The organism is Virgisporangium ochraceum, from assembly GCF_016863655.1.
GTDB lineage: Bacteria > Actinomycetota > Actinomycetes > Mycobacteriales > Micromonosporaceae > Virgisporangium > Virgisporangium ochraceum.
On record NZ_BOPH01000013.1, the window covers coordinates 1 to 19,312 of the forward strand.

Consider the following 19,312-nt stretch of genomic DNA (forward strand, 5'->3'; position numbering starts at 1 on the left):
GGCGGAGAGGGGGACGTCGCGGCGGTCACATGGTCCCGTCTCCGGGGTCGTCGTGTCGTCCGGGGCGCACGTACGGGACGATCAGCTGAGCCCGTTGGTCGTGCCGGTCGAGAAGTAGTGCCCGGTTCGTGCGGGGGTGCCAGGTGAGGGTGTGGTCGCCGACCAGGGCGGCCAGCTCGGTATTGGCCACGTTCAGCGCGACCAGGCAGGCGACGTCCTCGCGTCCGGAGGAGCCGCCGATGGCTTCGGAGAACCGGCGGGCGATACGCCACCAGCCGATCAGGTGGACGCCGCGGCCGGGGCCGGTGTGCAAAACGGTGCGCAGGTCGGCCAGGCCGGTACGGCCGGTGCTGTCCTTGTGGGACAGGGCGGCGGTGGCGACATCGGCGGCGAACACGAGCAGGTAGGTGTGCGCGGTGACCGGTGCCGTGTCCGCGTCGGCCAGCGCGGCCAACTCGGCCCGCAGCTTCGCCGCGTCGACGCCGACACACGGGTGCCCCGCGACGGTGAGGGTGTCGGTGAGATGTTCGATGACGGGATCGGCCGCGGCGGCGAACCCGGCGACGACGAACCGGGCCGTGCCGGGCTGGTGCTGGCGGGCGAGGCTGAGCGCGGCGGCATGGACGATGTCGGCACCGACGATGGACGTGCCGAGGACGGCGACGTGCCGGCCGGGGGTGGCGTCCAGCCCGAACCCGACGGTGGGCAGCCCGACGTCGACGGCACGACCGACCAGGGCCTGGCGACGGCGGATGTTCGGCGTGAGACGGCGGTAGGCGGCATCGGTGTCGATGTGGTGCTCGGCGTAGCCGGCGAATACGGCCGGTGGCGCGTCGCCGGGCGGGCGGGCACTCCACAGCCGGTGCCGTTGGGTGGTGACGGCAGCGGGTTCGGCATTGGGGAACCGGACGAGGCGGTTCGCGTCCGGATGTCCGGCGGCGGCGTTGACGACGGCTGAACCGACCGGTAGGGCGTCGGCGGCGGTGTTGGACGCGTCGAGGATCCCGCCGCCACCGGCCAGGGCGATCCGCAGAGGGAACTGCCCGAAGATGGACTCGCCCTTGGTGAACAGCGCTTCCACGCCGGAGATCGTCTGCGAGGCCAGGATGAGGTGGATGCCGTAGGAGCGGCCCTTGCGGGCCAACTCCTCCAGTGCGGCGGCGGCCTGCCTGGCGAGTACGTCGTTGCCGGTGAACAGCACCTGGAACTCGTCGATCACCGCGACGAGGCGGGGCATCGCGACGTCGTCACGGTTGGCACGGAGGTCGACCAGGCGCGTCACCCCGGCGCGTTTGAGTTCGGCCGCCCGGCGACTCATCTCCCGCGACAGGGTCCGCAGCACCGCGAGCCCGTATTCGCGGTCGGACTCGATGCCGACGGTACGGGCGTGAGGAATCCAGGAACCGTCGACCTCGGTGGGGGTGAACTCGGCGAAGGAGATGCCTTCCTTGAAGTCGAGCAGGTAGAGGGCCAACTCGTCCGGTGAGTAACGGGAGGTCAGCCCGTACAGCACGTCCAGCAGGAACACGGTCTTGCCCGCACCGGTGCGCCCGGCGACCAGCCAGTGCGGGGTGGCGTCGTCGAGGGCCAGCTCGCACCAGGCCCGCCCCTCCCGGCCGACCACGGTGCGTAGGCCGCTGGCGGAGGACTCGGTCCAGATCTTGGGCGGCATCAGGCCGGTGAAGTCGACGGCGGTGTGGGTGCGGGCAGCGTTGGCGAGGGGGTGGCAGACCGCCTCGATGAGGCCGTCGATGGGTGGGTCGGCCAGGCGGACGGGGCAGGCCAACCCGCCGCCCTGCCGGTCGAGTGGCACGTCGGCCGGGGTCTCGCTCACGGTGAACAGGTCGCCGTTGGCCGCGAGGTGGGTGGTGTGGTCCAGCCGCGGCGGCCGGCCGAAGCCGGCGGCGCCGGTCGGTGGATAACCGGCCAGCAGCAGGTGCACCCGTGCGGCCGGGCCGGCGTGGGCCAGCGCTGCCAGCCGGGCGTGCTCGGTGCTTCCCGCACCGACGGGGAGGCCACCGGCCGCAATCAGCAGGTACGGCATGTCGTGCGGGATACCGCCGTGGGCGGCGGCGACCCGCTCCTCGGCCTCGTCGAGGACCGCCCGTAGCCGGTCGACCGTCGTGGCCGGGGTGGCCCAGACCTGCGCGTCGACCAGTCCGCGGAACGGCGTGAACAGCGACCCGAGAGTGGCGCCATCGACCGGGAGCACTCGCAGCCCCCCGTCGGGCAACGCCGCCACCGACCGCAGGAGCAGGCCACGCATCCACCCGGCCACCCGCGGGTCACGCGCGTCCCGGTCGACCGCCACGTGCCCGATGCCGAGGAACGGCACCGCCACCGCGAACTCGCTCACCTCCCCGCCGCGCGGCCCGAGCAGTCCGGTGGCCGCGTCGACGTGCATCACGTCACCCAGGCGGGCGTCGACGCCGAGCTTGCGGGCACGGGCACGGCCGTCGAGCGGACACCCGAGCCAGCCGGGCGTGATCTGCGCCGCCGCCGAGTTCAGCTCGTGCGCGAGCCGCTGGTAGGTCGCGAGTTGGCCGTCGGAAGCGGGTGCGGTTCCCTGCTGCCGGGCATGTTCGACACGGGCCGCCTCGACGTGCGCGGCCGCTTCCCGGTGCAGCGCCACCGCGCGGTTGAAATGCGCCGACGCTGACGCCACCGCGGCCCCTTTCGACCGACACCGATCCGAACGAACGCGACCGCGAGCCTACCAACCGTATCGGCCCGTCACCCGGTTCCGTACCGGTCGTCGGTCAGGCGAGCCAGGGCGGCGGGCCGTCCGGGATGATCTGGAACACGTCGAACAGCACCGCGGCCTCCACGCCCATGGCGCGGCCGTCCTGTCGGGCCACCCAGGTCAGGAACGGACCCGGTTCGAAGCCCGACGCGCCCAGGCCCTGCGTGTACCGGGCATGCGCGGCCAGCGACAGGATTCCTCGGCGCAGGGGGTCGCCGGAGACGTCGACGCCGTGGGTGGGGCGTTCGGCGCTGGCATAGGCGACGAAGCGGACACCGCCCCACGGCTCCAGACCCTCGTCGAGCAGTTCGGGGAAGATCCAGCGGTTGCCGGCGTCGCGGGCGGCGTCCAGGGCGGCCAGGCCCACCATGCGGTGGTCGGCCTGGTTGGCCATGCCGGCGGACATGCGAGTGGTGAACGTACCCGACACGATGATCTCCGGCCGGTGCCGCCGGATCACGCGCGCGATGTCGCGGCGCAGGGCCGGGCCGTACTCGACCACGCCGTCACGGTGGTCGAGGAAGTCGACGACGTCGACGCCCACCTCGCGGGCACCGGCCCGCTCCTCCGCCTCGCGCAGCGGGCCGGCCTCGTCGGGGTGCATGCCGTCGATGCCGGCCTCGCCCCGGGTGGCGAGCAGGTACGTCACCCGCTTGCCCTGCGCCGTCCAGCGGGCGACGGCCGACGCGGGGCCGTACTCGATGTCGTCGGGGTGCGCGACCACGGCGAGGCAACGGTCCCAGTTCTCCGGCAACGCCGGTAGTTGATCTGCCACGAACCGACCGTAGACCCACGTCGTCGCGGTGATCCACGGAAATCAGATACGCGTCAGCGTCTCGGTGTAGAAGCTGCTGCCGACCGTGAGCGTGGTTCCGGTGCACACGTACGACTCCGGCTCGATGCTCATCGTCAGCGGCCCGCTGTTGTTGCGGCTGCCGTTGCGGCGCAGTTCCCAGGTTCCGCCCGGCGCCCACGACGTGTAGATGATCGTGCCGCTGGCCGACTTGAACGTGCCGTTGGACCAGCCGTTGACGATCTCTTCCCACTTGGCGCCGTTGACGGTGACCGTGCCGACGACGTTGTCGAACACCACCGAGTTCGTCCCGTCGGCGTTGTACTGGGCGATCTTGGTGCCGCTGACGCGGGTGAACTGCACCTTGTTGCCGTCGATCGTGTTCGTGCGGGTGTTGGTGACCTCGCGCCACCGTCCCACCAGGCACGGGTCGACCCCCGGCGCGTAGCTCACCGACGGAGACGGCGAGGCCGACGCCGACGCCGAAGCGGCGGCCAGCGCGGCACCGCGCTCACGGTCGTCACCGCGCCCCGGAAGCGCGACGGCGGCCGTGACCGCCGCCGCGACCAGCACCACCGCGGCGGCCGCCGCGCCGACCCACGCCCGGCGGTCGGCGACGATGCGGCGAGGCGACGCCTGCGGGCGCTTGGTGAGGTCGACGGTCGGCCAGGACGGATCCTCGGTGACGGGCGCCGGCGCCGGCGGCTGCCGGATGCTGCCCTCCGCGACCGCGAACTCCGGCTGGTCGACAACGGTCGGCTCGATGCCGAACGCCCGGTGCAGCACGGTGATGACCGCCGGCATCCGGCTCGACCCGCCGCAGAGGAGGATCGCGCCGGGCTTGTCGACGCCCGCGGTGCGCAGCGCCGCCTTCACGGCGCCGATGGTGCGGTCGAGAACCGGCGCGGCCGCCGCGTCGAGCTGTTCGCGGCCGACCGGCACCTCGACGTCGACAAGCGGCACGTGCACGAGCGTCGACGTCGAGCGCGACAGCATCTCCTTGGCCTGGCGCACGTTGTCCCAGAGTTGGCGGCTGGCCCGCCGGTCGGCGGTCGACCTCGGCTCGACCAGCCGGCTCCAGCCGGGCTGTTCCGAGAGTGCGGCGCCGAAGCTCGACACGATCGCCGCGTCGATGTCGAGGCCACCGCAGTCGGTGAGGCCCTCGGTGGCGAGCACGGCGAAACCGGTGGCGGTGCGGCGGATCACCGACGCGTCGAACGTGCCGGCGCCGAAGTCGTAGACGACCGCGGTGTGCCCGACGGGCAGGTCGGCAGCGAGGTGGTTCGCGGCCGCGACCGGCTCCTCCAGAAGCTGGGCGCCCGGCAGCGCCCGGCGGAGCAGGTCGCGCCGGCCCGTGGCCCAGCCGGCCGGGCAGGTGAGCACGATCTCGGTGGGCGGCCCGCCCGCGGCCCGCTCGGCCTCGCCGACGACCCGCTGCAGCACCGCCGCGATCAGGTCGACCACCGGGACGGCGCGGTCGCCGAGCAGCACCGATTCGTCGTCGATGCAGCGCTTCGGGTGCGGTTCGAACGAGCCCGGATCGATGGTGGCCGTGTGCAGCGCGTCGCGCCCGACGACGAGGTGGCCGCCGGCGTCGGCGGCGACCGCGCTCGGAAGCAGCGGCGACCCGTCGAACAGCAAGGGACGCGGCTCGCGGTTCGGCAGTTCGAGGACGGCGACGGTGTTGGATGTGCCGAAGTCGACGCCCAGTCGAACTGTCTTCACATCGGCCACAATACGGCCTTTGCGCCGGCACACTGGACCCGTGCGCTGGCTGCTCCATCTCGACATGGACCAGTTCATCGTGGCCGTCGAGGTGCTGCGTCGCCCCGACCTGGCCGGGAAACCGGTGGTCGTCGGCGGCGATGGCGACCCGTCGCGCCCGCGGCAGGTCGTGGCCAGCGCGTCGTACGAGGCGCGTGCTTTCGGGGTCCGCTCGGGTATGCCCCTGCGCACGGCGGCCCGGCGCTGCCGCGACGCGGTCTTCCTCGCGACCGACCACGCCGCCTACGACGCGGCCTCGGCCACGGTGATGGACACCCTGCGCTCCTTCGACGTGCCGGTCGAGGTGTGGGGCTGGGACGAGGCGTACTTCGGCGGCGACGTCGCGGACCCGTTCCGGTTGGCGCGCGAGGTGCGGGCTGCGGTGCTCGCGGCCACGGACCTGTCGGCGTCGATCGGTATCGGCGAGAACAAGCTCCAGGCGAAGATCGCCGCGCAGTACGCCAAGCCCGGCGGCATCTTCCAGATCACGTTCGGGTCCTGGCCGGGGTTGATGTCCGAACGGCCGGTGTCGGCGTTGTGGGGCGTCGGGCCCAAGACCGCGAAGAAATTGGACGCGCTGAGCCTGCGAACCGTGGGCGACCTCGCCGCGTGCGACCCCGCGGTGCTGCTGCCCGTGTTCGGACCGCGGATGACCGCCTGGCTCCCCGCGGCGGCGGCCGGGCACGGCGACGTCTCCCTGTCGACCGAACCGTGGGTGGCCCGGTCGAAGAGCCGCGAGACCACGTTCCCCACCGACCTCACCGACCCGTCGCTGGTGGCGTCGCACGTGGCCGAGCTGGCGGCCGGGCTGACCTCGGAGGTCGTGCTCGACGGGCGGCTGGTGACGCACGTGGCCGTCAAGGTGCGGTTCGCGCCGTTCTTCACGTACCTGCGGAGCATGAAGCTGCGGGAAGGGGCGACCGCCGACCCCTCGGTGGTGTCGGCGGCCGCGCTTCTGGTGCTGGAGAAGTTCGCGCTGGACCGGCCGGTCCGGCTTCTCGGTGTGCGGGTCGACCTGTTGCTACCAGGCGTAGGTGACGGTGAGGGTGCTGTTGGTGCAACCGGCGGCGACTGAGGTCAGCCTGGTCTTCTCGGCCGAGTTCACCGTGAGCCGCCAACGGATCTTGGTGGCGACGAACTCGGTGATGTACCGGCAGTGCGTCGACGCGGTCGGCGGCAGCCACTCGGCCGGGTCCTTGTCGCCCTTGGCCTGGTTGACGTTGTCGGTCACGGCGACCAGCGCGCGGCTGTCGGCGAGGTCGTTGGCGAACGCCTGCCGCCGGCTGGTGGGCCAGCTCCGGGCGCCGGAGTCCCACGCCTCGGCGAGGGCCACCATGTGGTCGATGTCGAGGTCCGCGGGGTTGGTCCAGGTCGCGCTGTCGTAGTAGGACGACCAGCGGCCGCCGCTGAGCGTGCAGGTGCCACTGACGGTCGGCCGGGTGGTGGCCTCGGCGATCAGCACCTCGTAGCGGGTGTTGCAGCCGTCGCCGTCCGCGTCGATCCAGTGGGGGAAGAGGTCGCGGTTGTAGCCGGTGCGCACCTCGGTGGCGACGGTGAGGTTGGCGACCGCGGTCCGCAGCGGCGCGGAGTAGGTGGCCGCGTAGGCCGGTGTCGGCGTGAAAGCGAGGACGGCCACCGCCGAGACGACGGCGGCACCGAAGATCCGGACTCGTGATCCCATAGACACTCCTCCATCGGGTAGATCGATTCAACGATGGAGGCGTGTCTGTGGATAGATGTCAGTCCTGAACTCTGGAAGGCGTTATGACGACCAGTGGGATCTCCCGCCCCTTGGCCCGGGCGGTGACGAGGTACTTGTCGTACGTCGGGAACGCCTTCGCGGCGATCGTCCACAGCCGGTCGCGCTCCTCGCCCTCGGCCGTGTGGGCGCGGGCGGCGAACTTGTCGTCGCGGACCTGCACCTCGACGTCCGGGTTCTCGGTGAGGTTCAGGTACCAGGCCGGGTGCGTGGCCGAGCCGCCGTTGGAGGCCACGAGCAGGTAGCGGCCGGCGTCCTCGCCGTACATGAGCGCGGTGCGGCGCAGCTTGCCGCTGCGGCGCCCGCGGGTGGTGAGCAGGAGGCTCGGCACGCCCATGTAGGTGCCGTCGGACTGCTCGTACCGCTGGATGTGCTTGGCGACCCACCCCGTGGGACTGTCGAACACCTCGTCCGTCGTCATACCCGAACGCTAGCCGCCTTCAGGGGTCAGGGTTTCGCCGGCCACTCGGCGCTGGGCCCGGTTGTTCCACCGTCAGGATTGGTCAGGGCTGCGGTGAGAGCCCGGTCCGCCGCAGAACCCAACCATGATCGAAAGTGGTGGGACTTTTCTGCTGTTGTGGCCGTGCCAGAACAGCAGAAGGTCGCCACCACTTTCGATCATCAGCTGACGCGGCACCGCACGATAGCGTTCCGTGCCCGGTCGTGGGTGCTGCACGGTCCAGCCCGGACCCTGACCCCAGAAGGTCTTTAGCCGCCCCGGCGGCCACATCGTGACCGCCGGGGCGTGAGCCGGATCGCGTTACTTGCGGTTGTAGGCGCGCATGGTCAGAGTGCCGAAGACCGCGGTGATCACGGCCGATGCCACCAGGACCCACATGATCTCGCCGGTGTCCCAGCTGCCGTCCATCATCGCCCGCACCGCGGCCACCAGGTGGGTGACCGGGTTGACGTCGACGAAGGCCTGCAGCCAGCCGGGCATCGTGGTCGGCTGCACGAACACGTTGCTCAGGAACGTCAGCGGGAACAGCACGAGCATGCTGGTGCCCATCACGGACTTCTCGCTGCGCAGCAGCAGGCCGAGCCAGGTCCAGATCCAGGAGAACGCGAACGAGAACACGATCAGCAGCCCGATGCCCGCCACCACACCGGGCACACCGCCGTCGGGGCGGTAGCCCAGCACCAGTCCCACCGCCGTGATCACGGTCGCGGCCAGGACGTAGCGCAGCACGTCCCCGAAGATCGCGCCCACCAGGGCCGACGGGCGCCACACGGGCAGCGTGCGGAACCGGTCGAAGACGCCCTTCTCGATGTCGGTGTTCAGGCCGACACCGGTATACATGGTGATCATCACGACGCTCGTGACCATGATGCCCGGCAGCAGGTACTGCAGGTACTCCCGCGTCGAGCCGGCCAGCGCACCCCCGAAGAGGTACGTGAACATCAGCGTCATGATGATCGGGAACGCCGTCACGTCGAAGAGCTGTTCGGGGACGTGCTTGATCTTCAGCATCGCCCGCCAGCCGAACGTCACCGACGCCGACCACGCGCTCGGACGCCCGGGCCGGGAACCCGGCGCCATGACCGCCGCGAGCGCCTCCGGCGCCGGCTTGTAGTCACGGGCTTCGACATCGACAGTCGCGGTGGTCACGCCGCAACCTCCTTACGGTCGGTCAGGGCCATGAAGACCTCGTCCAGGCTGGGCTGGCCGAGGGAGAAGTCGTCGACGACGATGCCCGCCGCCGCCAGCTCCGACAGGGCGCGCGAGGCCTGCTCGGCCGCACCGAACTCGCTTCCTCCGGTACCGACGCGGACCGTCAGGCCGACCGCGTCGGCGTCACGCTGCACCGGCGCGGCCATGACGCGCGCCAGCACCTCCTCGGCGGCGTCCCGCTGATCCGGGTTCCGCAACCGCAGGTGGACCGTGCCCGCACCGACCGACGACTTCAGCTGGCCCGGCGTGCCCTCGGCGATCACCTTGCCGTGGTCGATCACGGCGATCCGGCTCGCCAGCCGGTCGGCCTCGTCGAGGTACTGGGTGGTGAGCAGCACGGTGGTGCCGTGCGACACCACGGCCCGCACGATCTCCCACACCTGGTTGCGGCTGCGCGGGTCGAGCCCGGTGGTGGGCTCGTCGAGGAACAGCAGCTCGGGCGTGTTGAGGATGCTCGCGGCGATGTCCAGCCGCCGCCGCATGCCACCCGAGTACGTCTTGACCTGCCGGTTGCCGGCGTCGGTCAGTCCGAACGCGTCGAGCAGCTGGTCGGCCCGCTCGCGGGCCGGTCGTTTCCGATGGCCCAACAGGCGTCCCAGCAGCACCAGGTTCTCGACGCCGGTGAGGTCCTCGTCGACCGAGGCGTACTGGCCGGTCAGGCTGACCCGGGCCCGCACCTCGTTGGGCTGCTTCTGCACGTCGTGTCCGAAGACCGTCGCCTGCCCGCCGTCGAGCCGCAGCAGCGTGGCCAGCATCTTGACGGCCGTGGTCTTGCCGGCGCCGTTCGGGCCGAGCACCCCGTAGACCGATCCCGCCGGTACCCGCAGGTCGAGACCGTCGACCGCGCGGTTGTCGCCGAACACCTTCACCAGGCCGGTGGCCTCGATGGCCAGACTCATGACGTCCTCCATTGTCGATCAACTGATCCTGTCCCGCAGGGCGCGTCCCCACCATTCGAGCTGCTCGAACATCGCGGTGAACGCGACCGGGTCGAGCGCCGTCAGCCCGGGGCCGACGGTGACCACGTGGAGCCCCGCGAACGCGCAGCGCAGCTGTTCCAGCGCGCCGGACCCGGTGCCGTACGCGACGAACGCGACCGGCTTGGCCCGCCATTCGGCGTACCCGGCCACGATCGCCTCCCGCAGCCGTACCGGAACCTCGACCGCCGGCGTCACCAGCACGAACGCCTCCGCGCAGGCAAGCCGCGCGGCGAACGCCGGGTCGGCGGTGCCGATCAGACCGACCTCGACGCCGCCCCGCTGCCGGGCCTGCCCGGCGACCCAGGCGCCAACCTGGTCCTCCTGGGTCACCACCGCGACCCGCAACGGCTGCTTGTCCACATCCGGTAGGCGCTAGCCGGTCCGCTAGACCGGATCTCGCGACGAGCATTCGCCGCCCGACGCTGCCAGACTGAACGGCGTGACCGCCGCTAGCACCGCAGGCCGGAACTGGGCCGGCAACATCACGTTCCGCGCCGCCCGCCGGCACCGTCCGTCGACGATCGACGAGTTACGCCGGATCGTCGCCGACAGTGAGCGGATCCGGGCGGTGGGCACCGCCCACTCGTTCAACCGCATCGCCGACTCCACCGGCGACCTCGTGTCCGTGGCCGACCTGCCGCCGACCGTGGAGATCGACGAAGCGGCGCGCACGGTCACCGTCAGCGCCGCGATGCGGTACGGCGACCTCGCGCGGCGGCTCCAGGCGGCCGGCTACGCGCTGCACAACCTCGGTTCGCTGCCGCACATCTCCGTGGCCGGTGCGGTCGCCACGGGAACCCACGGCTCGGGCGACCGCAACGGCAACCTCGCCACGGCCGTGCGGGCGCTGCGGATGGTCACCGCCGAGGGCGACCTGGTGACGCTGCGCCAGGGCGACGACGGGTTCGAGGGCGCGGTGGTCGCGCTCGGTCTGCTCGGGGTCGTGGTCGACGTGACGCTCGCGATCGAGCCGGCGTACGAGGTACGCCAGTTCGTCTTCGAGCGGCTGCCGTGGTCGCGGCTCGTCGAGAGCTTCGAGGAGATCTTCTCGGACGCGTACAGCACGAGCCTGTTCACCGAGTGGACCGGTCCGGTGGTCGACCAGGTGTGGCGAAAGAAGCGCACCGACGAGGCCGACCCGCCGACCGGCGAGTGGTTCGGCGCGGTGCCGGCGACCCGGGCGCTGCACCCGATCCGCTCGATGCCGGCCGACAACTGCACCGCGCAGCTGGGCGAACCCGGTCCGTGGCACGAGCGGTTGCCGCACTTCCGGCTCGAGTTCACTCCCAGCGCGGGCGACGAGCTCCAGACGGAGTTCCTCGTGCCCCGCGAGCACGCCGTCGACGCGCTCACCGCGGTCGACGGGATCCGTGACCTCGTCGCGCCGCAGTTGCAGATCTCCGAGATCCGCAGCATCGCGGCCGACGAGCTGTGGTTGAGCCCGAGCTACCGCCGCGAGACCATCGGCATCCACTTCACCTGGGTGCCCGACACGGCCGCGGTGCTCCCGGTGGTGGAGGAGGTCCAGCGGGTGCTCGCGCCGTTCGCGCCCCGGCCGCACTGGGGCAAGATCTTCACCACGGGACTGGACGACGTGGCCGCCCGGTACGAACGCTGGGACGACTTCGAGCGGCTCGCCGCAGGGTACGACCCCGCTGGCAAGCTGCGGTCACAATATGACGCATGGCAATCCGGCTGAGCTTCGACGTCATCGGCTCGACGTGCGGCGACCTGCTCCGGTTCGCCGACGCCGTACGCGCGGCCGGCATCCGACCGGAGAGCCCGTTGCAGCAGTCCGGGCCCAACCGCATCGACGTCGTCGACGACAACGGTGCGGCCACGGGGCCTCCGATGCCGCCGTTCGCCCCGCACCGGCCCGGGCCCCACCAGCTCGGCCCGTTCGTCGAGGCGGGCCCCGGATTCGCGATGTCGGGTTCGTTCCCACCCGGCCCACCCGGATTCCACTCGACCGCGCCGCGGCACATGCGGAGCCTCGGCGCGTTCATCGCTGTCAACTGGGGCAACCGCTCCCGCGAACAGCAGTTTCCGCTCGACGCCGTCGACCGGTGGCGGGCGGCTCTCGATGCGGCGCTGGGTTCGGCCGCCCTCGACGAACCGGCCCGGGCGGCTCTGCACGAACTGCGGGAGGCGTTCAACGACCAGGAGACGCCGGGTGGTTCGTGAGCGTCCACTGTAGATAGTGCACTAGGTTCGGCCCGGCCGCCGCACCGGCGGCCGTCAGGTTCGTGCCGCCGCCGCGACGGCGGCGCCGATGATGCCGGCGTGGTTCTGCAGCGTGGCGGGAACGATCGGCGTGCGAATGTCGACGTGTGACAGCCACTTGTCGGTCTTCTTGCTCACCCCACCGCCGATGATGATGAGATCGGGCCACACCAGGCCCTCCACGTGCGACAGGTACCGCTGTACCCGCTCGGCCCACTCGGGCCAGTCGAGCTCCTCGACCTCCCGGGCCCGGTCGGAGGCCCGGGTCTCGGCGTCGAAGCCGTCGAGTTCGAGGTGGCCGAACTCGGTGTTGGGCACCAGGTTGCCCTCGACGAACAACGCGCTGCCGATGCCGGTGCCGAACGTCAGCATGAGCGTGACCCCGCGCTGCCCGCGCCCGGCGCCGAAGCGGACCTCGGCGAGGCCGGCGGCGTCGGCGTCGTTGAGCAGCGTCACCGGACCGCCCACGGCCTCGGCGAACATCGCCTCACCCGGCACGTCGACCCACGACGGGTCGAGGTTGGCCGCGGTTCGCACGTGACCGTCGAGGATCACGCCGGGAAACGTGATTCCCCAGTGATCGGCCGGCCCTACCTCGGCGGCGACCGCCGCGACCGTTTCCACCAGGTTCGTCACGTCGGCCGGGCGCGGTGTCTCCAGCCGGAAGCGCTCACCGACGAGATCTCCCGCGGACACGTCGACCACCGCGCCTTTGACCCCCGAGCCGCCGACGTCGATTCCCACACTGGTCATGAGTCCATATGTACCCCGTCGCCGCCCGTAACACGTAGGTGGACACTGAATGGATGCGGGTCCGGTATGCGGCGGCGGCGCTTCTGACGATATTCGTCACCTCCGGGTGCACCGATCCACCGGCGAAGGATCCGGTTGCCGAACTGCCAACGATCGAGACCGTCGGTGGGTGGCGCACGCTCGCTCCGGCGCCGTCGCAACGCACCGAGGTCGCGGCCGCCGCCGTGGGAACGCGCATCGTGGTGACCGGTGGTTACCGCGCCGACGGCGCAACGGTGTCCACTGTGGAGATCCTCGAAACGGCTACTGGCCGATGGGAACCCGGCCCTCCACTTCCGGTCCCCGTCAACCACTCCATGTCGGTAGGTGTCGCCGGTCGGATCTACGTGTTCGGTGGCAACCTGTCCAGCAACCGACCAACCGACGCGGCATTCGTGCTCGACACCACACAGGGCTGGCGCCGGATCGCACCCATGCCACAGCCGCGCGCGGCGGCGACGGCCGTGGCCATCGACGGCACGGTGTATGTCGCCGGTGGCATCGGTCCGTCGGGACTCGCCGCGGAGATGCTCGTCTACGACACCGCCACCGATCGATGGACCACCGCACCGGGCCCGCCCACGCGCCGCGAACACCTTGGTGGCGCGGGATTCGGCGGCATCGTCCACACCGTCGGTGGCCGTACCGGTGGACTCGACACCAACCTCGGCGCGTTCGAGTCCTTCGATCCACGCACCGGCCAATGGACGCGACTGCCCGATCTTCCGACCCCGCGCGGTGGACTCGCCGCGACCGCCACGTGCACCGGTCTCGTCGTCGCCGTCGGTGGCGAGGCACGGTCGACGTTCGCGGAAGCCGAGGTGTTCGACACCGCAACGCAAACGTGGAAAACACTTCCCCCGTTGCCTACTCCCCGACACGGGCTCGGTGTGGTGGCGATCCGGAATACCATTTACACGCTGGCGGGTGGACCGACACCAGGATTGCATGTTGCGGATACGACGGAGGCGATTGAGGCCGGCGGGGTCTGCCAGTGAGAACGCCCGCACCCATGGGGTTTACTTAGACGGATTCCATGGCACACTTTCGTGCGATTATGAAGAACCGCTCACCACACACCGGAGACCAACAATGAGTGGATACACGGTCACTATCACCCCGTCTGGCGGGCAATCCGGCCCGCAGACGACCATTCAGGTCGACACGACGAGCGGCTCGGCCCGGGTCACCGAGCTCACGGTTCGCGCCGGCGGCTCCGGTCTCTCACCGCAGGAGCTTCCGGTGATCGACCTTGCCGGTCTGGTCGCCGCGCTCGCACCGGGTTCGGCTCCGGCGCTCGCCGCCGCGCCGGCCGCACCGGCGATCGCCGACGCACCGGCAACACCGGCGCGTGGCCGGCGGGCGCGCAAAGCCGCCGCCGAAGCGCCGAAGAAGTCCACCCGTGGCCGGCGTCGTGGCGCCGCGGCCGACGAGGCACCGGCGAAGGCCGGCCGTGCCTACCGGCGCATGCCCGCGCAGGACGAGGTCGTGGCCGCGTGGAACGAGACCCGCAGCGCCACCCAGGTGGCGAACCACTTCGGGGTTCCCCGTCACACCGCTACCGGTTGGCTGCGGCGGCTGCGCCAGATGGGCGTCATCGAGTCTTCGTCCTGACCCGGTCCGGTAGCGGTGGTTCGAGCCGGTCGAATCACCGCTACAGCTGCGGGTGACCGCTACGACCGGGTTGCGGCGCGGTACACGTCCATCGTCCGTTCCGCGATCGCGGTCCACGAGAAATGCGCAACCGCCCGGCGGCGCCCGGCCTCTCCCATGGCCGCGGCCCGGGCCGGATCGGCGACCAGCTCGTTGATCGCCGACGCGAGATCACCCACGAACCGCTCCGGATCCAACGGTGTACCGGTTCCGTCGGCGACCTGTTCGATCGGCACCATCAGGCCGGTTTCCCCGTCGGCGACAACTTCCGGAATGCCACCGGTCGCGGTGGCGACCACCGCCGTCTCACACGCCATCGCCTCGAGGTTGACGATGCCCATCGGTTCGTAGATCGACGGGCACACGAACACCGTGCTGTGTGTGAGCACCTGGATGACTTCGGGCTTCGGAAGCATCGCCGCCACCCAGACGACCCGCTCCCGTGTGGCGCGCAGCTCGTCGATGAGACCCTCGACCTCCGCGGCGATCTCCGGTGTGTCGGGAGCGCCGGCGAGGAACACCAGTTGCACGTCGGGCGGAAGCAACTTCGCCGCGCGTAGCAGGTAAGGCAGGCCTTTCTGGCGCGTGATCCGTCCGACAAACGTCACGCTGGGTGCTGCCGGGTCGATTCCGAGCCGCGCGACGACGTCGGTTTCCCGGTCGGGTGCGTACTGTTCGGTGTCGATGCCGTTGTGCACCACCTGGATCCGCGCCGGATCCACCGCCGGGTAGGCGGCCATCACGTCGCGCTTCATCCCCTCCGACACCGCGATCACCGCGTCGGCGGCCTCCAGCGCGGTGCGCTCGACCCACGACGACAGCGCGTAGCCGCCGCCGAGCTGTTCGGCCTTCCACGGCCGGAGCGGTTCGAGACTGTGCGTGGTGACCACGTGCGGCACGCCGTGCAGCAGCTTCGCCACGTGCCCGGCGAAGTTGGCATACCAGGTGTGTGAGTGCACGAGGTCGGTGCCGGCACAGCCGGCGACCATCTCCAGGTCGACGCCCATGGTCCGCAGGGCGGCGTTGGCCTCCGCGAGCCCGGCCGGGTCGGCGTAGGCGACGACGCCCGGCTCGCCGCGGGGCGCGCCGAAGCAGTGCACCCGCACGTCGGCCAGCGGCCGCAGCTTCGCGGCCAGGTACTCCACGTGGACACCGGCACCGCCGTAGACCTCCGGCGGGTACTCACGGGTCATCAGGTCGACGCGCATGCCCGGAGATTACCGGCCCGGGGCCGACGCCGCCTGGACCGAGGAGCGCCGCGCCCGCGGAGGCGGGCCCGCGGAGGCGGGCGCAAACAATAGGGCCCGCCCACTTACCACGGGGGAGGCGAGTGGGCGGGTTGCCATGAACATACCTGGTTCCGCCCGGAACAGGGTGCCCCAGGTTGCAGATGAGGTCGGCGCGTAGGGGATCACAAAGGGTTCGCCTGCAAGTTGCCTCGTCCCGCTGGTGCCATCGGTCCCGGATGGCTAGCGTCATTTCATGGCCCCGAAGGTGCTGTCGATAGTGCTCGCCGGCGGTGAAGGCAAACGTCTGATGCCGCTCACCGCAGACCGGGCGAAGCCCGGAGTCCCGTTCGGTGGAATCTACCGAATGATCGACTTCGTCCTGTCCAACCTGGCGAACGCCGGATACCTGAAGATCGTCGTGCTCACGCAGTACAAGTCGCACTCGCTCGACAGGCACATCACGAAGACCTGGCGGATGTCGACGCTGCTGGGCAACTACGTGGCTCCGGTGCCCGCCCAGCAGCGACTCGGCCCGCGCTGGTTCGCCGGGTCGGCCGACGCGATCTACCAGAGCTTCAACCTCATCAACGACGAGAAGCCCGACTACGTCATCGTGTTCGGCGCCGACCACATCTACCGCATGGACCCCGCGCAGATGGTCGCCGACCACATCGCCTCGGGCGCCGGGGTCACCGTGGCCGGCATCCGGCAGCCGCTGTCGGCCGCCGACCAGTTCGGGGTGATCGAGGTCGGCCCCGACGGCCGGCAGATCCGGGCCTTCCGGGAGAAGCCGAAGGACGCGGTGGGCCTGCCCGACGCGCCCGACGAGATCTACGCCTCGATGGGCAACTACGTCTTCACCACCGACCTGCTGTGCGAGGTCATCGCCGAAGACGCGAAGAACGCCGAGAGCAAGCACGACATGGGCGGCAGCATCATCCCGATGCTGGTCGAACGCGGTCTGGCCAACGTCTACGACTTCCGCGAGAACGAGGTGCCCGGCAGCACCGACCGCGACATCGGCTACTGGCGCGACGTGGGAACGCTCGACTCGTTCTACGACGCCCACATGGACCTGATCGACATCCACCCGGTGTTCAACCTCTACAACTTCGAGTGGCCGATCTACACCGACTACCGGCCGTGGCCGCCGGCGAAGTTCGTGCACGGGTGGGAGGGCCGGGTCGGCCGCGCGGTCGGCTCGATGGTCTCGCCCGGCGTGGTGATCTCCGGGTCGCTCGTGGAGAACTCCGTGGTGTCACCGAACGTCAAGGTGCACTCGTGGGCCACGGTGTCACGGTCGGTGCTGATGGAGGGCGTCGAGATCGGACGCAACGCGGTGGTGCGCAACGCGATCCTCGACAAGAACGTCAAGGTGCCCGAGGGTGCCCAGATCGGCGTCGACCTCGACCGTGACCGCGAGCGGTTCACCGTGTCGGCCAACGGCATCGTCGTGATCGGCAAGGGCCAGAAGGTCGACCCCTAGCCGTCTAGCCTTCGAGGAGAGGCGCCACGCGCTCCTGGAGGTTGCGGAACGTAACCGTCCCCAGGACCTTGCGCTGGCGCTTCTCCGACGGGTGGGCGAGGTGAACCTGCTCGCCGTCGAACCAGAGCACGTAGCTGGAGTCGGGCTCCTGCGGGTCTCCCCACACCGTCTGGTCGTGGAGGAGCCACAACGTGCCGCGGCCGCCCAGCGGGTACGCGCCGATGAACAGGTCGGCCAGGTCGGCGGCGAACTCCCGGAACTCGGGTGGGCGCAGCCAGCCCGACACGTCGAGCCGCAGCACACCGTCGTCGACCGTGGCACCGCAGTCGCAGTGCGGCAGGCCGCGCAGCTCCTTGAGCACCTCCGACCGCGTCCCCTCGGTGACCGGCCCGTACGGCCGCAGCCGCCCGACCCACCCGTCGAAGTTCCACGGGTCGGGTGGCTCACCGACGAGCTCGACCCACGCGTCTTCGCTGATTTCCAACCGGCCAACCACAAGCACCGCGCCCGCCCATCTACGAAATGCGGGCCTAGTATCGCAGGGCGCACGCCCGCCGGGATGCCCACCGACCGGCCGTTGTGGATACGCTCGGCCCGTGTCCGAACTGCGGGCCTATCCGGCCACGGCCGCCGCGCTGCTCGTCGGCGGGCAGGTGTACACCCATTCGTCGGTGCGCGGCGACATGCAACCCGAGCTGCATCCGATGATCCGGCGGGTACTGGCGACGCTGCCGGTGTCGCGCCGCGAGCGCTACGTGGGCTGGTGCGCCGAGCCGGTGCTGCTGTCCGACCAGCTCTTCGCCGCCGGTGCCGACCTGCCGGCGGGCGTCGATCTCACGCCGGCGCAGGCGCAGGCGGCGCTGCGGGGTGCCCGCATCGTCGTCACGAGGGTCCGTGAGCACGGCGACCCGACGCACGGCGCGCCGCAGCCGCCGTGCCGCTCGTGCGCCGTGCTCCTGGAGCTGTTCGGGGTCGAGGCATGAGGGCTCTGCCGCTCGACGTCGAGGCCGCGCTGCGGTCGGTCGGGTGGGACCCGCAGACCCGCGACGAGGCCCGGGCCCGCCGGTGGGCGCTGATGCTCGCCGGTTACGCCACCCCAGACGGGCGCAGCCACACGATCGTGCCGCCGGCGGTCGAGGTGTTCGCCCGGTACGGCGGCGTGGAGATGCCGGCGGCCGACGAGGGTCGGCAGGTGGCGCCGGCCGGTTTCCGGCTCGACCCGGGACGGGTGCAGGCGACCGTCGCCACGCTGGCCTCGTTGGGCGCCACGCTGCACAGCAAGCTGACCCCGATCGGCGACGAGGGCGGCGGCACCGGTCTCCTCGCGATCGACGGTGACGGACGGGTGTTCGTGGTCGACCACACCGGCGAGTGGTTCCTCGGCGACACCATCGAGGACGCGCTCACGGCCCTGGTGCTGGGCATCCAGCCCGCGCGGATCAAGAAGGACGGATCCTGGTAGCCGCTACTCCAGCGGCTGCAGCGGTCCGCCGCGGACCATCCACACCACGGCCTCGTCGACCGTGTTCGCCACCAGGTGGTCGCCGGCCCAGTGCAGCAGGAACACCCGGCCGTCGCCGTCGATCACGAGGTCGGCGGGTCCGTCCTCGTGGTCTCCGACGGGTGCCGCGGCGATCCCGGTCCGCGCGGTGAACGACCGCAGACCGTCGGCGCCCACGCGGTCCGGTATGGGGAAGAAGCGGCTGGCGAAGCCGCCGTCGGGCGACTCGGCCGCGCCACCCGGCGGCACCACGCCCCGCTGCGGCAGCCGTAGCCCGCCGAACTCCGCCAGGACGGTCCGGGCCGGGCCGCTGAGGTCGATGCCCGCGAGCGCGGTGGCGACCTGCGGGGTCTCCAGCCAGGCGGTCACCGCGGCGGTGCGGTCGCGGGCCGGCCACCAGCCGGCCGTCTCCAGCACGGACCGCACGTCGGGTGGGAACCGGTCCCGGGCGGCCCGGTGCGCCGTGTACTGCCTGGCGATCACGTCGGCCGGCAGCGAGCCCCAGGGCGTCAGTTCGCCGGTCTCCCGGTCGACCACGACCGTCGGCTGGCCGGTGACCGCCGGCATCCGGCCGTCGCGCGGAACCTCGCGCCACACGACGAACGCGTCGTCGTACTCGGCAAGGCCCAGGTCGGCGGCGGCGCACCGGAGATGGCCCTGCGCCGCCTGTGCCGCGTCGGCCCGACTGATCACGGTTGATTCCTTCCGGTGCACCGA

The 19,312-nt window shown here is 71.1% G+C and carries 20 protein-coding genes; 8 read left to right on the forward strand and 12 right to left on the reverse strand.

What is annotated here, in order from left to right:
* Positions 1–25: 25 nt before the first annotated feature.
* The 3 genes from Voc01_RS04535 to Voc01_RS04545 all read right to left on the reverse strand — a co-directional run bounded on the left by Voc01_RS04535 (position 26) and on the right by Voc01_RS04545 (position 5,261).
* Positions 26–2,665, reverse strand: a complete 2,640-nt coding sequence (locus Voc01_RS04535; protein WP_203925980.1) for an FtsK/SpoIIIE domain-containing protein — start codon at positions 2,663–2,665, stop codon at positions 26–28.
* A gap of 94 nt (positions 2,666–2,759) precedes the next feature.
* Positions 2,760–3,518: a PIG-L deacetylase family protein gene (locus tag Voc01_RS04540; protein WP_203925981.1), complete on the reverse strand. Its 759-nt coding sequence runs from the start codon at positions 3,516–3,518 to the stop codon at positions 2,760–2,762.
* Positions 3,519–3,560: 42 nt separating this feature from the next.
* Positions 3,561–5,261: an Hsp70 family protein gene (locus tag Voc01_RS04545; RefSeq protein ID WP_239159945.1), complete on the reverse strand. Its 1,701-nt coding sequence runs from the start codon at positions 5,259–5,261 to the stop codon at positions 3,561–3,563.
* A 40-nt stretch (positions 5,262–5,301) separates the two neighbouring features.
* Between Voc01_RS04545 and Voc01_RS04550 the strand changes: the two genes are divergently transcribed.
* Positions 5,302–6,375 carry a DNA polymerase IV gene (locus Voc01_RS04550; RefSeq protein WP_239159946.1) on the forward strand — a complete coding sequence of 358 codons (1,074 nt, stop codon included), beginning with the start codon at positions 5,302–5,304 and terminating at the stop codon, positions 6,373–6,375.
* On the opposite strand, the gene Voc01_RS04555 is transcribed toward Voc01_RS04550, so the two are convergent.
* The 5 genes from Voc01_RS04555 to Voc01_RS04575 all read right to left on the reverse strand — a co-directional run bounded on the left by Voc01_RS04555 (position 6,322) and on the right by Voc01_RS04575 (position 10,071).
* Positions 6,322–6,981 (reverse strand): HNH endonuclease family protein, encoded by a 660-nt coding sequence (locus Voc01_RS04555; RefSeq protein WP_203925984.1) that lies wholly within the window; start codon positions 6,979–6,981, stop codon positions 6,322–6,324. The genes Voc01_RS04550 and Voc01_RS04555 overlap by 54 nt on opposite strands.
* 58 nt (positions 6,982–7,039) lie before the next feature.
* Positions 7,040–7,480, reverse strand: coding sequence for a nitroreductase family deazaflavin-dependent oxidoreductase (locus Voc01_RS04560; protein ID WP_203925985.1), 441 nt, complete (start codon positions 7,478–7,480; stop codon positions 7,040–7,042).
* A 339-nt stretch (positions 7,481–7,819) separates the two neighbouring features.
* On the reverse strand, positions 7,820–8,668 hold the full coding sequence (locus Voc01_RS04565; protein WP_239159947.1) for an ABC transporter permease: 849 nt from the start codon (positions 8,666–8,668) through the stop codon (positions 7,820–7,822).
* Positions 8,665–9,630, reverse strand: coding sequence for an ATP-binding cassette domain-containing protein (locus Voc01_RS04570; RefSeq protein WP_239159948.1), 966 nt, complete (start codon positions 9,628–9,630; stop codon positions 8,665–8,667). The genes Voc01_RS04565 and Voc01_RS04570 overlap by 4 nt, the downstream gene beginning before the upstream one ends.
* 18 nt (positions 9,631–9,648) lie before the next feature.
* Entirely contained in the window at positions 9,649–10,071 is a 423-nt protein-coding gene (locus Voc01_RS04575; protein WP_203925987.1) for an NADPH-dependent FMN reductase, read from the reverse strand.
* A 79-nt stretch (positions 10,072–10,150) separates the two neighbouring features.
* Between Voc01_RS04575 and Voc01_RS04580 the strand changes: the two genes are divergently transcribed.
* Both Voc01_RS04580 and Voc01_RS04585 read left to right on the forward strand, forming a co-directional pair.
* Positions 10,151–11,410 (forward strand): FAD-binding protein, encoded by a 1,260-nt coding sequence (locus Voc01_RS04580; protein ID WP_203925988.1) that lies wholly within the window; start codon positions 10,151–10,153, stop codon positions 11,408–11,410.
* Positions 11,395–11,895: a hypothetical protein gene (locus tag Voc01_RS04585; protein WP_203925989.1), complete on the forward strand. Its 501-nt coding sequence runs from the start codon at positions 11,395–11,397 to the stop codon at positions 11,893–11,895. Before Voc01_RS04580 ends, Voc01_RS04585 begins: the two co-directional genes overlap by 16 nt.
* A 54-nt stretch (positions 11,896–11,949) precedes the next feature.
* Here Voc01_RS04585 and ppgK read toward each other — a convergent pair whose 3' ends face one another.
* Complete coding sequence (gene ppgK, locus Voc01_RS04590) at positions 11,950–12,687, reverse strand: polyphosphate--glucose phosphotransferase (RefSeq protein WP_203925990.1); 738 nt, start codon at positions 12,685–12,687, stop codon at positions 11,950–11,952.
* A 53-nt stretch (positions 12,688–12,740) separates the two neighbouring features.
* Here ppgK and Voc01_RS04595 point away from each other — a divergent pair, with 53 nt between their 5' ends.
* Together Voc01_RS04595 and Voc01_RS04600 are read left to right on the forward strand one after the other, a co-directional pair.
* Positions 12,741–13,724: a Kelch repeat-containing protein gene (locus Voc01_RS04595; RefSeq protein WP_275423688.1), complete on the forward strand. Its 984-nt coding sequence runs from the start codon at positions 12,741–12,743 to the stop codon at positions 13,722–13,724.
* A 244-nt stretch (positions 13,725–13,968) separates the two neighbouring features.
* Entirely contained in the window at positions 13,969–14,340 is a 372-nt protein-coding gene (locus tag Voc01_RS04600) for a hypothetical protein (protein ID WP_203925992.1), read from the forward strand.
* A gap of 59 nt (positions 14,341–14,399) precedes the next feature.
* On the opposite strand, the gene glgA is transcribed toward Voc01_RS04600, so the two are convergent.
* Complete coding sequence (glgA, locus tag Voc01_RS04605) at positions 14,400–15,587, reverse strand: glycogen synthase (protein ID WP_203925993.1); 1,188 nt, start codon at positions 15,585–15,587, stop codon at positions 14,400–14,402.
* Between the two features lie 274 nt (positions 15,588–15,861).
* Here glgA and glgC point away from each other — a divergent pair, with 274 nt between their 5' ends.
* Entirely contained in the window at positions 15,862–17,094 is a 1,233-nt protein-coding gene (glgC, locus tag Voc01_RS04610; protein WP_203925994.1) for a glucose-1-phosphate adenylyltransferase, read from the forward strand.
* 4 nt (positions 17,095–17,098) lie between these two features.
* Here the strand turns inward: glgC and Voc01_RS52800 are convergent, their stop codons facing one another.
* Positions 17,099–17,578: a hypothetical protein gene (locus Voc01_RS52800; protein WP_239159949.1), complete on the reverse strand. Its 480-nt coding sequence runs from the start codon at positions 17,576–17,578 to the stop codon at positions 17,099–17,101.
* Positions 17,579–17,690: 112 nt separating this feature from the next.
* Here Voc01_RS52800 and Voc01_RS52805 point away from each other — a divergent pair, with 112 nt between their 5' ends.
* On the forward strand, positions 17,691–18,077 hold the full coding sequence (locus Voc01_RS52805) for a YwqJ-related putative deaminase (protein WP_239159950.1): 387 nt from the start codon (positions 17,691–17,693) through the stop codon (positions 18,075–18,077).
* Positions 18,074–18,556, forward strand: a complete 483-nt coding sequence (locus Voc01_RS04625; protein WP_203925997.1) for an SUKH-3 domain-containing protein — start codon at positions 18,074–18,076, stop codon at positions 18,554–18,556. The genes Voc01_RS52805 and Voc01_RS04625 overlap by 4 nt, the downstream gene beginning before the upstream one ends.
* A gap of 3 nt (positions 18,557–18,559) precedes the next feature.
* Here the strand turns inward: Voc01_RS04625 and Voc01_RS04630 are convergent, their stop codons facing one another.
* Positions 18,560–19,288, reverse strand: coding sequence for an SUKH-3 domain-containing protein (locus Voc01_RS04630; RefSeq protein WP_239159951.1), 729 nt, complete (start codon positions 19,286–19,288; stop codon positions 18,560–18,562).
* Positions 19,289–19,312 lie beyond the last annotated feature (24 nt).

What these genes read in the sequence shown, in the direction of transcription:
- Voc01_RS04555 (WP_203925984.1), bottom strand. Translation starts at nt 6,981, where the DNA reads ATGGGATCACGAGTCCGGATCTTCGGTGCCGCCGTCGTCTCGGCGGTG.
- Voc01_RS04560 (WP_203925985.1), bottom strand. Translation starts at nt 7,480, where the DNA reads ATGACGACGGACGAGGTGTTCGACAGTCCCACGGGGTGGGTCGCCAAG.
- Voc01_RS04570 (WP_239159948.1), bottom strand. Translation starts at nt 9,630, where the DNA reads ATGAGTCTGGCCATCGAGGCCACCGGCCTGGTGAAGGTGTTCGGCGAC.
- Voc01_RS04585 (WP_203925989.1), top strand. Translation starts at nt 11,395, where the DNA reads ATGGCAATCCGGCTGAGCTTCGACGTCATCGGCTCGACGTGCGGCGAC.
- ppgK (WP_203925990.1), bottom strand. Translation starts at nt 12,687, where the DNA reads ATGACCAGTGTGGGAATCGACGTCGGCGGCTCGGGGGTCAAAGGCGCG.
- Voc01_RS04595 (WP_275423688.1), top strand. Translation starts at nt 12,741, where the DNA reads ATGCGGGTCCGGTATGCGGCGGCGGCGCTTCTGACGATATTCGTCACC.
- glgA (WP_203925993.1), bottom strand. Translation starts at nt 15,587, where the DNA reads ATGCGCGTCGACCTGATGACCCGTGAGTACCCGCCGGAGGTCTACGGC.
- glgC (WP_203925994.1), top strand. Translation starts at nt 15,862, where the DNA reads ATGGCCCCGAAGGTGCTGTCGATAGTGCTCGCCGGCGGTGAAGGCAAA.
- Voc01_RS04625 (WP_203925997.1), top strand. Translation starts at nt 18,074, where the DNA reads ATGAGGGCTCTGCCGCTCGACGTCGAGGCCGCGCTGCGGTCGGTCGGG.